The sequence below is a fragment of the Marichromatium sp. PS1 genome, assembly GCF_041155115.1.
Taxonomy (GTDB): domain Bacteria; phylum Pseudomonadota; class Gammaproteobacteria; order Chromatiales; family Chromatiaceae; genus Marichromatium; species Marichromatium gracile.
In genome coordinates, this window is record NZ_BAAFHB010000004.1 from 370,871 (window position 1) to 383,266 (window position 12,396).

The 12,396-nt window shown below is 68.2% G+C and carries 10 protein-coding genes; 7 read left to right on the forward strand and 3 right to left on the reverse strand.

The features are described from left to right. Positions 1–92: 92 nt before the first annotated feature. From ACAM26_RS10785 to nifE, 3 genes are all read right to left on the reverse strand, one after another. Positions 93–917 (reverse strand): formylglycine-generating enzyme family protein, encoded by an 825-nt coding sequence (locus ACAM26_RS10785; RefSeq protein WP_369613627.1) that lies wholly within the window; start codon positions 915–917, stop codon positions 93–95. Positions 918–1,267: 350 nt separating this feature from the next. Continuing rightward, complete coding sequence (gene nifN / locus ACAM26_RS10790; RefSeq protein ID WP_369613628.1) at positions 1,268–2,599, reverse strand: nitrogenase iron-molybdenum cofactor biosynthesis protein NifN; 1,332 nt, start codon at positions 2,597–2,599, stop codon at positions 1,268–1,270. Continuing rightward, the gene (gene nifE, locus ACAM26_RS10795; protein WP_255420156.1) at positions 2,587–3,915 is read right to left on the reverse strand and encodes a nitrogenase iron-molybdenum cofactor biosynthesis protein NifE; all 1,329 of its coding nucleotides are present in this window, start codon (positions 3,913–3,915) and stop codon (positions 2,587–2,589) included. Before nifE ends, nifN begins: the two co-directional genes overlap by 13 nt. A gap of 496 nt (positions 3,916–4,411) precedes the next feature. Here nifE and ACAM26_RS10800 point away from each other — a divergent pair, with 496 nt between their 5' ends. The 7 genes from ACAM26_RS10800 (at position 4,412) to ACAM26_RS10830 (ending at position 12,272) form a co-directional block, all read left to right on the forward strand. Then, positions 4,412–5,020, forward strand: coding sequence for a hypothetical protein (locus ACAM26_RS10800; protein ID WP_234526516.1), 609 nt, complete (start codon positions 4,412–4,414; stop codon positions 5,018–5,020). Between the two features lie 366 nt (positions 5,021–5,386). Continuing rightward, the gene (locus tag ACAM26_RS10805; protein WP_369613629.1) at positions 5,387–6,418 is read left to right on the forward strand and encodes an AraC family transcriptional regulator ligand-binding domain-containing protein; all 1,032 of its coding nucleotides are present in this window, start codon (positions 5,387–5,389) and stop codon (positions 6,416–6,418) included. A gap of 239 nt (positions 6,419–6,657) precedes the next feature. Next, complete coding sequence (locus ACAM26_RS10810; protein ID WP_369613630.1) at positions 6,658–8,364, forward strand: AMP-binding protein; 1,707 nt, start codon at positions 6,658–6,660, stop codon at positions 8,362–8,364. Positions 8,365–8,383: 19 nt separating this feature from the next. Beyond that, on the forward strand, positions 8,384–9,145 hold the full coding sequence (locus ACAM26_RS10815) for an SDR family NAD(P)-dependent oxidoreductase (RefSeq protein WP_369613631.1): 762 nt from the start codon (positions 8,384–8,386) through the stop codon (positions 9,143–9,145). A 13-nt stretch (positions 9,146–9,158) separates the two neighbouring features. After that, positions 9,159–10,343: an acetyl-CoA C-acyltransferase gene (locus ACAM26_RS10820; RefSeq protein WP_123140944.1), complete on the forward strand. Its 1,185-nt coding sequence runs from the start codon at positions 9,159–9,161 to the stop codon at positions 10,341–10,343. Between the two features lie 13 nt (positions 10,344–10,356). Further along, on the forward strand, positions 10,357–11,484 hold the full coding sequence (locus tag ACAM26_RS10825) for an acyl-CoA dehydrogenase (protein WP_369613632.1): 1,128 nt from the start codon (positions 10,357–10,359) through the stop codon (positions 11,482–11,484). A gap of 14 nt (positions 11,485–11,498) precedes the next feature. Further along, a complete protein-coding gene (locus ACAM26_RS10830) occupies positions 11,499–12,272 on the forward strand; it encodes an enoyl-CoA hydratase-related protein (RefSeq protein ID WP_123142409.1) in 774 nt (257 codons plus the stop codon). Positions 12,273–12,396 lie beyond the last annotated feature (124 nt).

Here is a 12,396-nt window from a genome sequence, read left to right on the forward strand (position 1 = left end):
GCCTGAACGACCGGCAACCGCGCGCGTCCGGGGGCGCCCCTTCGACACCAATCCAACGACGACGGCCAGGTTTCGATCCCGATGGCGTTCGGCTATCGCTCCACCGTCTCGGTCTCGACCGAGCGCGCCAGACGCAGTCCGAAGCCATAGTGGCGGATGGCCGGGCCGTAGCGGAAGCGGAAGGCGGAGCGGGCGCCGTTGGGATAGAGATACCAGGCCCCGCCGCGCGCGATGCGCATCGGCGTGCCGTCGCGCATGCGCTGACAGTCCTGGGTCCAGGCGCTGCCGTCGCTCGGGGCGCCGACATAGTCTGGGTGGGCGCAGTCGGCGACCCACTCCCAGACGTTTCCGTGCACCTCGTAGAGTCCCCAGGGGTTGGCCGGCTTGCTGGCCACCGGATGGGGCTGCTCGTGCGAGGAGAAGAGATGCCAGACGTGGCGGCTCAGCGCTCGCTCATCCTCGCCGTCGCCGAACCAGTAGTCGGTCTGGGTGCCGGCGCGGGTGGCGTATTCCCACTCGGCCTCGCTCGGCAGACGATAGCCGCCGCCCAGGTCCGGGCGCTGGTTGAGCGCGCGCACGAAGGCCTGGGCGTCCTCCCAGGAGATCTGCTCGACCGGGTTGTCCGGGTCCTTGAAGTGGGACGGGTTCTCGCCCATCACCGCCTGCCATTGCCGCTGGGTGACCTCGGTCTCGGCCAGATAGAAGGGTTGGGCAATGGTGACGCGGTGCACGGGCTGCTCGCCCTTGTCGCAGCGCTGGCGGGTCGTGTCGCAGCCCATCTGGAAGCTGCCGGCCGGGATCAGGCGAAAGGTCATGCCCAGCGCGTTGGTGTCGGTGGCCGGCGGCGCGGCGAGGCTCGCGCCGGTGAGCAACAGGCCGACGAGCAACACGCCGAGCGGGAGGACAGACGGGGGCATCCTGGGGGTCATGGGTGAGACTGCGCGGGTACGAGGTTGGTGAGGGGGCCGATGCGGATCGGGCAAGCGGACCCAAGCGGGTACGACTTCAAGCGCGACCTGCCTGCTGGCGCGCTCGACCATAGGGCGAGCAGCGGCCGCTTCGCGGAGCAATGATTCTTGTCGGGATTATCGGCGCTTCTCGGGCGGGCTTACGCTGAGGTTTCGCAATCGGGCGCTGCCCTGCCCCGCTCGATCTGGCGCCGCGATCAGCGGATCACGGCGCCAGCAGCGAATCTCACCGCGCGGCTCACCCGATCGAGGCCCGCGCCCCATCGGATGAACCGCGCGCTTGGTGACGGGATCGCGCGTCAGGCGGCGGCCCCCTGCTGCTTGATCCGTTCACGCGCGTGGTGAACCTCCGACTCCCGCATCCGCTCGGCGGCATTGGCGATGTCAAAGAGGAAGTAGGCCCCGCCCTCGTAGAGCACGTCATTCTTCAGGGCGCTGCCGATCTCCTCATAGTTGGGGAAGCCGCGCATCACCGCGCGCTTTCCCACCCGGTGCGCCAGGGCCTCGGTGTGGAAGTTGCCGATGATGATGTCGTAGTCGTCGCGCAGCTGCTCGGCATCCTCGAGGTCTCCGACGATCACCCGATCGGCCTCGATGGCGCCGAGGACCGGTGAGTCGACCGTGGCGATCGCCAGGGCGACCTTGCCGCCCACCTCGCGCAAGGAGGCTGCCATGGCCGCCAGGTGATCGGGCTCGGCGACCAGCAGGAAGCGGGTCTGTCCGATGGAGAAATGGCTGTCGAGCATGGCGTCCTGAAGGCGCTTGCGCCAGCGCTCCACCACCGCCGGAGGGGTGTCCCGAGCGCTCGTCTCGAGCAGCCAGGCGACCAGCTCGTCGGTCCCGACCAGACCGCTCACATGGTCGAAGTGTCGATGCCGGATGGCCGGATTCTTCTTCTGCAGGGTCGCGCCGACGGGCTTGACCGAGGCCCCGACGGTGACGACCGCACCCGCGTCCGCCAACCCCTCGAGTTCGGCGACCGTCACCCCGCCACCGCTCAGCGACGCCTGCTTCTCCCCCAGGTGATTGTCGAGGGAAGAGGACAGATCGGGCACGGCGACGACCTCGAAGCCGAATGCCTCGATGAACTCACGCAGCTTCTCCACCTCGATCGGCTGCATGCTGACGTGGGGGACCAGGACGACCTTGCGCGCGTCGGTGCGCTCGCACGGCTCGGTGAGCTGGTCGATCAGCGCCTGGACGGTCAGCGTCCAGCCGCTCTCCAGCCCGCCCTGGTAGTCGGGGGTATTCACATAGACCAGGGGCACCTCGATCTTGCTGGCGACGCCCCGGAGATCGTCCCCCTTGGTCTCGGTCAGCCCGGTGGTATGCACGCCGATCAACGCCGGGGAGACCTTGTCCCCGATGTTCTTGATCGACTCGGTGATGCTGTAGTCGCCGCCATCCAGCACCGCCGTCACATCGGTCACGGCGGTCGTCTGCAGAGCGATGGGCTCGCAGAAATGACGGGTGAACATCACCTTGGTGAAGCTCGCGCAGCCCTGGGCGCCGTGCATCAGCGGCATGCAGCGGTCGACCCCGAGGAACGCCAGGGTCGCGCCCATCGGCTGCGAGAGTTTATGCGGGTTGACCTGCAACGGTTTGCCCGTCTTGCGTCTTACTTCTGCCATGGTGCCTTCCTGTCGACCAGTTCGAAGACCGGATTCTGCAGTGAGTTCTTGAGATCCTCGGCGAGGACCAGGAGCCCGTCGTAACCGCCGTAGCTCTTCTTCTTCTCCTGATTGACGTCGGTGAAGGCGATCCGCTTCTTGATCGCGGTATAGAGCGAGCGACCGCCGGCCAGGAGCAGATGGGCCCCGGTGTCGTCGATCACCTGCGCCTGCTGACTCGCCGGGCTGGTCATCAGGATGGCGTCCTCGCCGAGGTATTGACGCGCCTTGGCCTTGTCGGCCTCGGTCGACTTGCGCACCGAGGTCGCCACCACCTCGATGCCCAGATCCTGCAACGCCGAGGCGATCGACCAGGACTTGTTGCCGCCGGTGTTGAGCACCGCCTTCTTGCCGGCGAAGACCGCCCGGTAGGGGATCAGCTTCTCCTCCAGTCGCGCCTCCTCGCGGGCGATCAGCGCGCGGGTGCGGGCGATCAGGTCGGCATCGCCCAGCGCCTCGGCGATGGCCAGGATGCTGTTCGAGGTATCGGTCATGCCGTAGAAGGAGCAGGAGATCCAGGGAATCCCATATTGTTCCTCCATCTTGCGGGTCATGGAGATCAGCGACTTGGCGCAGACGATCACATTGAGCTTGGCGCGATGGGCGGTGCGGATGCTGGCGATGCGACCGTCGCCGCTGAAGGTCGAGCGCACGCGGATGCCGAGCTCTTCGAGCAGATGACGGTAACGCCACAGCTCGCCGGTGTTGTTGTGCTCGCCGATCAGGTTGATGTCGAAGGGGGTGGTGTCCTCCGGCTCCTTGGTCCCGATCAGGTGGCGCAGCACCGCCTCCCCGGCGATGCGGCTGCCCAGATTCTTGGCACCGACGAAGCCGGGGGCATGCACCGGCACGCAGGGCGTGCCGTGTCTCTCGCTGCCCTGCCTGCAGACGGCGTCGATGTCATCCCCGGTCAGCGCGGTGACACAGGTCGAGTAGACGAAGACGGCCTCGGGCGCATAGTGCGTGATGACATGGTCGATCGCCTCGGCCAGCTTCTTCTCGCCGCTGAAGACGACATCGTTGGTGTTGATGTCGGTGGCGAAGCCGGTCTGGGTCAGGTCGCGACCGGGCCAGCTCGTCGGGGTCAGACGCGTCTCCCAGGCCCCGCCGACGCAGGACATGGGACCATGGATCAGGTGGGCGGCATCGGCGAAGGGAAACAGGGCGATCTGGGCGCCGTCGAGGGCGCAACCGCCGGTGGTGGCCCCGGGCGTGGGCGTGTTGCAAGGCCCTTTCTTGTGGCCCTTGTTGTGTTCGCAGGCGCTCTCGACGAGCAACTCTTTGATTTTCGGTTTTGACGACACGAGCAGGCCTTCCATTCAGAGGGTTCCGGATCGGCAGAATGGCCCTGACGGCGCTTCCCCCGCTTCTTCATCCATCGGTTCGAGAAAGTTGTGAGAAAAGGGACATTCTTCGATGAGAGAAAAGCGACAATCGATCATCAATTTCCCCAGTGACGGCATTGAACGGCCCCGCATGTGAGTCTGCGTGCACGATCAATGCCATTTTCAGCTCCTGCTCGATATCGATGGCCCTTGGGGACCGGCGCAGGGATCCCGCCCCGATCCGATCGGGACAGCCCCCACCGCACACCTAGCCGATCTCTGCCCGTTCACCGGGCGACGAAAGGTGTCGCCGCACGGTTTCATTTCTCCTCGTCACACGCACATCGACCGGCAGGCCGTCCGGCTCGTAACCCCCCGGGTTCGAGCAGACGACCTGGAGCGGCCGTTCTCCCCACCACAGATGACATTCAATGGATGGAAGACACCGATGAAACCGACCCCCATGTTGCGACGACTCTCCACTCCCGGCGCCCTGGCGCTGATGCTCTCGGCGCCGCTGCAGGCGACCACCGAGCACGACAACGAGGTCTTCTTCGCCATCACCGGGGTGAAGAGCTTCGAGTTCACCGAGACCGGTCACTCGGTGAGCAAAGGTCAGCCCTACAGCGGCGTCACCTCCGGGGTGAGCAAGGACGGGGAAGAGGCGCGGATCGTGGTCAAGGCGGGACGCCACAAGACGAAGGCGGTGGCGCAATGGTTCAAGGACGCGGTGAACGCGGGACCGGGGCAGACCCTGGCGTGTGACAGCAAGGGCAACTTCCCCGACGAGCTGAACTTCGCCGTCGAGGGCACACTGGAGATGCAGATCGGCGACAAGCAGATCACCTGCAAGGACATCCTCATCGCCCAGGGCAGTTTCACCACAACCAACAACTGGTGGATGGGTGGACCGCAGATGCAGGGCGCTCACGTCTCGCTGAGCGGCGCCACGCTCCAGACCTGCTCGGCCAAGGGATCGCTGCTGCCGGTGGCGGTGCTCTTCAGCCCACAGACGCCCTGCGCCAATCACTTCAACATCAGCATCGGATCACTCTGAGGGGACGGACACGTCCCGCCTCGGCATCGAGGCGGGACGCGCTCATGCGTCCGGCTTGGCCGTACTGAGTAAAGGGGGAAGAAAAAAAGAAAGAAAAGGAGAAAAAAAGGACACCCAGTTACTAAGGGACACCCCGGGGGAAAAGAAAAGATTTAAGGGACAACCAGTTACCGAGTTATCGCGAGGAAGGGGGCAGGGCAAAGGGAGGGCAAAGGGGGAAAAGGGGAGAAAAGGACACCCAAGAAGAGCTAAGAGAGTTAAGGGACACCCAGTTACCGAGTTACCGCGAAGCCCCCCACCCTACGGCACCACCTCGGCCATGTTGTACCATCGGGGTCGGCCCGAGTCAGGACACCCGGTCAGCGCATGCCGTTACGCAAGCCCCCCGAGAAGGACACCATCTCCATGCAGCTGGTTCGCGAGGCGCTGCAACAGTGCTGCGAACCGGGCGCGCCCACCGATGCGCTGCTGGCCGCGGCCGGTATCGATCCCGCGCGCTGGACGTGCAACGACGCCCGCGTCTCGGCCGCCGCCTATGGCCGGCTGTGGCGGCTGCTCGCGCGTCGTCTCGACGACGAGTTCTTCAGCATGAACCCGCGTCGGTTGAAGTGCGGCAGCCTCGCCTTCCTCTGTCGCTCGTCGATGGCGCAGGAGACGCTCGAGGCGGCGCTGGCCTCGGCGCTGGCCTTCCTGTCGCTGATGCTCGATGCGATGTCGGCGCGGCTGGTGCGCCAGCAGGGGTTGGCGGAGATCGTGCTGCACGAGGGGGACGCCCCTCCCCGCCGGGCCTTCACTTATTTCACCTATTGGATGATCGTGCACGGCGCGGCCTGCTGGCTGTCGGGGCGACGGATCCCGATCCTGGCGATCGATCTGCGCTGCCCGGCGCCGGCGTTCTGCGACGACTACCGGGTGATGTTCTCGGAGAACCTGCGTTTCGACCAGCCGCGCACGCGGATGATCGTCTCGGCCGACTGTCTGGACCTGCCGGTCAGGCGCAGCGAGGCCGAACTCGCGCACTTCCTCGCCCAGGCCCCGGCCAACATCCTGGTCAAGTACCGCGACCCGCAGAGCCTGGCGAGCCGGATCCGCAACGATCTGCGCCAGCTGCCCGCCGAGCAGTGGCCGCGGGCCGAGGTCCTGGCGCAGCGGCTGCACATGTCGACCTCGACCCTGCGGCGGCGTCTCGCCGAGGAGGGACAGACCTATCAGGGGCTCAAGGACGGCGTGCGCAAGGAGCTGGCCATCGGCTGGCTGGCCGAGCCGCAGCTCGGTTTCGCCGAGATCGCCGAGCGGCTGGGCTTTGCCGATGTCAGCTCCTTCTACAAGGCCTTCCGCAAGTGGTGTGGCTCGAACCCGGGACACTATCGCAGCCTGATCCTCGACGCCACGGACTGATCCCGGCCACCAGCCCGCACCCAGCGCGCCCGACGCCCGCCCATCGACCCGAGCGCGCCCCAGCCCATCAGCATATTCGAATAATCGACAACTCCATCCCCTTTGTTCAAATCGCTCAGACAACTTGAGCCCTTCGACCATTGTCCGCCAACCCGCGCCACGCCAGTATCACGACGGCATGACCGCATGCTCCATGCGGATCGATCCCAATCACCAAAAGGACGCGGGGGACACCGGCGATGCGCGACTACCAAGCAGCGATCACGCAGTTCGATCATCGAGGGGCCGCCGAGGCGGCGCTCTCGGGCAGCCTCAGGGCGCTCAATGCCTGTATCGAGTGCTGCGACCGACATGCCGACTCCGACGACATCGCCCTGTTCTGGGAGGGCGAGGACGGCCGCAGCGCGACCCATACCTTCGCCGAACTCAGGGACCGCGCCGCACGGCTGGCCAACTTCCTGCGCGCGCAGGGCGTCGACCAGGGCGACACCGTCGCCGGGCTGCTGCCGCGCCGGGTCGAGCTGCTGATCACCGTGCTCGCCACCTGGCGTCTTGGCGCCGTCTACCAGCCGCTCTTTACCGCCTTCGGGCCCAAGGCGATCGACTACCGGTTGACCACCTCGGGGGCCAGGGTGGTGATCACCGACGGCCACAACCGCGCCAAGCTCGAGGGTATCGAGGCCACGCCCCAGGTCGTCACCATCGACACCCCCGCGAACCGACGGGATCACGACTTCTGGACCGTGCTCGAACAGCACTCGAGCGACTGCGCACCGGTGATGCTCGACGGCGAGGCCCCCTTCCTGCTGATGTTCACCTCCGGCACCACCGGACCGGCCAAGGCGCTGCACGTGCCGCTGAAGGCGATCGTCGCCTTCCAGGGCTATATGCGCGACGCAGTGGACCTGCGCCCCGACGACGCCTTCTGGAACATCGCCGATCCGGGCTGGGCCTATGGCGTCTACTTCGGCGTCACCGGTCCGCTGTCGCTGGGGCACGCGACGACCTTCTACGAGGGCCCCTTCACGGTCGAGAGCACCAGCCGGGTGATCGAGAAGTACGGCATCACCAACCTCGCCGGCTCCCCCACCGCCTATCGGCTGCTGATCGCCGGGGGCGAGACCTTCGCCGCGGCGGCGCACGGTCGGCTGCGCGTGGTCAGCAGCGCCGGCGAGCCGCTGAACCCGGAGGTGATCCGCTGGTTCGCGCGCCAGCTCGATGTGGTCATCCACGACCACTACGGCCAGACCGAACTCGGCATGGTGCTGTGCAACCACCACGCGCTGCGCCATCCGGTGCATCTCGGCTCGGCCGGGTTCGCCTCGCCGGGACATCGCATCGTCGTGCTCGACGAACAGCAACGCGAGCTGCCGCCGGGCCAGCCGGGCATCCTCGCGCTCGATCGCAGCCAGTCGCCGCTGTTCTGGTTCGGCGGCTATCTCAACGCGCCGACCAACGCCTTCATCGGCGACTACTACCTCAGCGGCGACACCGTGGAACTCAACCCGGACGGCAGCATCAGCTTCGTCGGGCGCAGCGACGACGTCATCACCACCTCGGGCTATCGCGTCGGGCCCTTCGACATCGAGAGCGCGCTGATCGAGCATCCGGCGGTGGTCGAGGCGGCGGTGGTCGGCAAACCCGACCCGGAGCGCACCGAGGTGGTCAAGGCCTTCGTGGTGCTCGGCCCGGACCATGAACCGGCGCCCGAGCTGAGCCTGGCAGAGGTCGAGGCCCAAACCGCGGCGCTGGCCGAGGAGCTGCGCCAACACGTGCGCGAGCGCCTGGCCGCGCACGCCTATCCGCGCGAGATCGAGTTCGTCGCCGAGCTGCCCAAGACCTCCAGCGGCAAGCTGCAGCGCTTCATCCTGCGCAACCAGGAGATCGCCAGGATGCGCGAGGCGACCACCGGGCACCCCGCCGAGGCGCACGCCGCCTCGGCCTGAAGGAAAGAAGGAGAGCAGGATGCAGATCGAAGACAAGGTCTTTCTCGTCAGCGGCGGGGCCTCCGGGCTGGGCGCGGCCACCGCCGAGATGCTGATCGGTGCCGGCGCGCGGGTGATGCTGGTCGACATCGACGCCGCGGCGCTGGCCGAGCAGGCCGAGCAACTCGGCTGTCGCGTCAGCCGCGCCGACATCCGTGACGAGGCCGCGGTCGAGGCCGCGCTCCAGGACACCCTCGCCGCCCACGGCGCCCTGCACGGGCTGATCAACTGCGCCGGGGTCGCGCACGGCGAGAAGATCCTCGGTCGCCGGGGCCCGCACGCCCTGGACGGGTTCCGTCGGGTGATCGACATCAACCTCATCGGCAGCTTCAACCTGATGCGCCTGGCCGCGCCGCTGATCGCCGAGAACGCGCCCGACGCCGACGGCGAGCGCGGGCTGATCGTCAACACCGGCTCGATCGCCGCCGCCGACGGCCAGATCGGCCAGGCCGCCTATGCCGCCTCCAAGGGCGCCGTCGCCAGCCTCACCCTGCCGGCGGCGCGCGAGCTGGCGCGCTTCGGCATCCGCGTGATGACCATCGCCCCGGGCATCTTCGAGACCCCGATGATGGCCGGGATGAGCGAGGAGGTGCGCGCCTCGCTCGCCGCCGGCGTGCCCTTCCCGCCCCGGCTCGGGCGCCCGGCCGAGTACGCCGCGCTGGTCCGCACGATCGTCACCAACCCTATGCTCAACGGCGAGGTGATCCGTCTCGACGGCGCCTTGCGCATGGCCGCCAGATAGAGGAGTCGTCATGATGGACCAGGACCCGATCGTCATCGTCAGCGCCGCCCGCACCCCGATGGGCGGCTTCCAGGGCGTGCTCGGCGGGCTCACCGCCCCGCAGCTCGGCAGCGCCGCGATCGGCGCCGCCGTCGAGCGCGCTGGCATCAGCGCCGACAGCATCGACGAGGTGCTGTTCGGCTGCGTGCTGCCCGCCGGGCTGGGCCAGGCACCGGCGCGTCAGGCCGCGCTCGGCGCCGGGCTGGATCAGTCGACGCGCTGCACCACCATCAACAAGATGTGCGGCTCGGGCATGGCGGCGGCCATCCACGGCCACGACATGCTGCTCGCCGGCAGCGCCGAGGTGGTGGTCGCCGGGGGCATGGAGAGCATGTCCAACGCCCCCTATCTGCTCGATCGCGCCCGCGGCGGCTATCGCATGGGGCATGGCCGGGTGCTCGACCACATGTTCCTCGACGGCTTGGAAGACGCCTACGACAAGGGCCGGCTGATGGGCACCTTCGCCGAGGACTGCGCCGCGGCCAACGGGCTCGACCGCGAGACCCAGGACGCCTTCGCCATCGAGTCGCTGACCCGCGCCCAGCGGGCGATCGACGACGGGCGCTTCGGCGACGAGATCACCCCGCTGCAGGTGCGCATCGGCAAGGAACAGCGGCTGATCGTCGACGACGAGCAACCGCCGCGCGCCCGGCTCGACAAGATCCCCGGGTTGCGACCGGCGTTTCGCGAGGGTGGCACCGTCACCGCCGCCAATTCGAGTTCGATCTCCGACGGCGCCGCCGCGCTGATCCTGATGCGCCGCGCCGAGGCCGAGCGCCGCGGGCTGGCGCCGCTGGCGGTGATCCACGGCCACGCCGCCTTCGCCGACGCCCCGGCGCGCTTCCCGGAGGCGCCGATCGGCGCGATCGAGCGGCTGATGCACAAGACCGGCTGGTCGCTCGACACGGTCGACCTGTTCGAGATCAACGAGGCCTTCGCGGTGGTCACCCTGGTGGCGATGCAGAAACTCGCCATCCCCCACGACAAGGTCAACGTCCACGGCGGCGCCTGCGCCCTCGGTCACCCGATCGGCGCCTCGGGCGCGCGCATCCTGGTCACCCTGCTCGCGGCACTGCGCCAGCGCGGTCTGAGGCGCGGCGTGGCGAGTCTGTGCATCGGCGGCGGCGAGGCCACCGCGATGGCCATCGAGTGTCTGTAGGAGGATCCGGCCCATGCTGCCCAACGAAGAACAACGCCTGCTCGGCGAGGCCGCGCGTCAGTTCGCGCAGAAGCGTCTCGCCCCCTTCGCCGCCGAGTGGGACCGCGAGCACCGCTTCCCCGAGGCGGCCATCGCCGAGATGGGAGCACTCGGCTTTCTCGGCATGCTGGTGCCCGAGCAGTGGGGCGGCAGCGACACCGGCTATCTCGCCTATGCCATGGCGCTCGAGGAGATCGCCGCCGGCGACGGCGCCTGCTCGACCATCATGAGCGTGCACAACTCGGTGAGCTGCATGCCGATCCTGCGCTTCGGCGACGCTGCCCAGAAAGACCGCTTCCTCACCCCCATGGCCAGCGGCGAGCTGCTCGGCGCCTTCGCCCTGAGCGAGCCCCAGGCCGGCTCCGACGCGCGCCAGCTCAAGACCCGGGCGCGTCGCGAGGGCGATCACTACGTGCTCGACGGCTGCAAGCAGTTCATCACCTCGGGGCGTAGCGCCGGGGTGGTGATCATCTTCGCCGTCACCGACGCGGCGGCCGGCAAGCGCGGCATCAGCGCCTTCATCGTGCCCACCGACAGCCCCGGCTACAGCGTCAGCCGGGTCGAGGACAAGCTCGGCCAGCGCGCCTCGGACACCTGTCAGATCCTGCTCGAGGGGGTGCGGGTCCCGGTCGAGAATCGGCTCGGCGCCGAGGGCGAGGGCTACCGCATCGCCCTGGCCAACCTCGAGGGCGGGCGCATCGGCATCGCCGCGCAGTCCGTCGGCATGGCGCGCGCCGCCTTCGAGGCCGCGCGCGACTACGCCCGCGAGCGCGAGAGCTTCGGCAAGCCGATCATCGAGCACCAGGCGGTGGCCTTCCGGCTCGCCGACATGGCCACCCAGATCGCCGTCGCCCGCCAGATGGTGCACCACGCCGCGGCCCTGCGCGATGCCGATCAACCGGCGCTGGTGGAGGCCTCGATGGCCAAGCTGTTCGCCTCGGAGATGGCCGAGCGGGTCTGCTCCTCGGCGCTGCAGACGCTCGGCGGCTACGGCTATCTCAGCGACTTCCCGATCGAGCGCATCTATCGCGACGTCCGTGTCTGTCAGATCTACGAGGGCACCAGCGACATCCAGCGTCTGGTGATCTCGCGCAATCTCTGAGCAGGAGCCGCCCCATGAGCGACCGTCCCATCCAGCTGCAGATCCACGACCGCGTCGGTCTGATCACCCTCGAGCGCCCGGAGGCGCTCAACGCACTCGACGCCCGCTTGATCCGCGAACTCAACCACGCGCTCGACGACCTGGAGGCCAACCCGCGGATCGGCTGTATCGTCATCACCGGCTCGGAGCGGGCCTTCGCTGCCGGCGCCGACGTCAAGGAGATCGCCGATCTCGGCTATCCCCAGACCTATGTCGACGACCTCTGCGGCGACAGCGACCGCATCGCCGCCCGGCGCAAGCCGATCATCGCCGCGGTCAACGGCTTCGCCCTCGGCGGCGGCTTCGAGCTGGCGCTGATGTGCGACATCATCCTCGCCGGCGAGGGCGCGCGGTTCGGCCTGCCGGAGACCAACCTGGGGGTGCTGCCGGGGATGGGCGGCACCCAGCGCCTGACCCGCGCCGTGGGCAAGTCCAGGGCGATGGAGATGTGTCTCACCGGACGGCTGATCGACGCCGCCGAGGCCGAGCGCTACGGTCTGGTCGCGCGCGTCGTGCCCGCCGCCCGGCTGCTCGACGAGGCGCTCGACACCGCGCGGCTGATCGCCGCCAAGTCGATCCCGATCAGCATGATGCTCAAGGAGAGCGTCAATCGCGCCTTCGAGGTCGGGCTCACCGAGGGCGTGCGCTTCGAGCGGCGGGTGTTTCACGCCGCCTTCGCCACCCACGACCGGCGCGAGGGCATGGCCGCCTTCATCGCCAAGCGCGAGGCGCGCTTCGAGGACCGCTGAGCCGCCACCACTGCCTGCTACGGGGGGGGCAGCGGTCCCGCCCCCCCCTCTCCCGCCGCAGCCCCGCCCGTGGCCAATCCGCGCCCGAGCGGCCCGCGCGATTCGCGCATCAACACAAATCACA

Coding starts and splice junctions, on each gene's coding strand:
- ACAM26_RS10785 (WP_369613627.1), bottom strand. CDS start 917: ATGCCCCCGTCTGTCCTCCCGCTCGGCGTGTTGCTCGTCGGCCTGTTG.
- nifN (WP_369613628.1), bottom strand. CDS start 2,599: ATGGCAGAAGTAAGACGCAAGACGGGCAAACCGTTGCAGGTCAACCCG.
- ACAM26_RS10800 (WP_234526516.1), top strand. CDS start 4,412: ATGAAACCGACCCCCATGTTGCGACGACTCTCCACTCCCGGCGCCCTG.
- ACAM26_RS10805 (WP_369613629.1), top strand. CDS start 5,387: ATGCCGTTACGCAAGCCCCCCGAGAAGGACACCATCTCCATGCAGCTG.
- ACAM26_RS10810 (WP_369613630.1), top strand. CDS start 6,658: ATGCGCGACTACCAAGCAGCGATCACGCAGTTCGATCATCGAGGGGCC.
- ACAM26_RS10815 (WP_369613631.1), top strand. CDS start 8,384: ATGCAGATCGAAGACAAGGTCTTTCTCGTCAGCGGCGGGGCCTCCGGG.
- ACAM26_RS10820 (WP_123140944.1), top strand. CDS start 9,159: ATGGACCAGGACCCGATCGTCATCGTCAGCGCCGCCCGCACCCCGATG.
- ACAM26_RS10825 (WP_369613632.1), top strand. CDS start 10,357: ATGCTGCCCAACGAAGAACAACGCCTGCTCGGCGAGGCCGCGCGTCAG.
- ACAM26_RS10830 (WP_123142409.1), top strand. CDS start 11,499: ATGAGCGACCGTCCCATCCAGCTGCAGATCCACGACCGCGTCGGTCTG.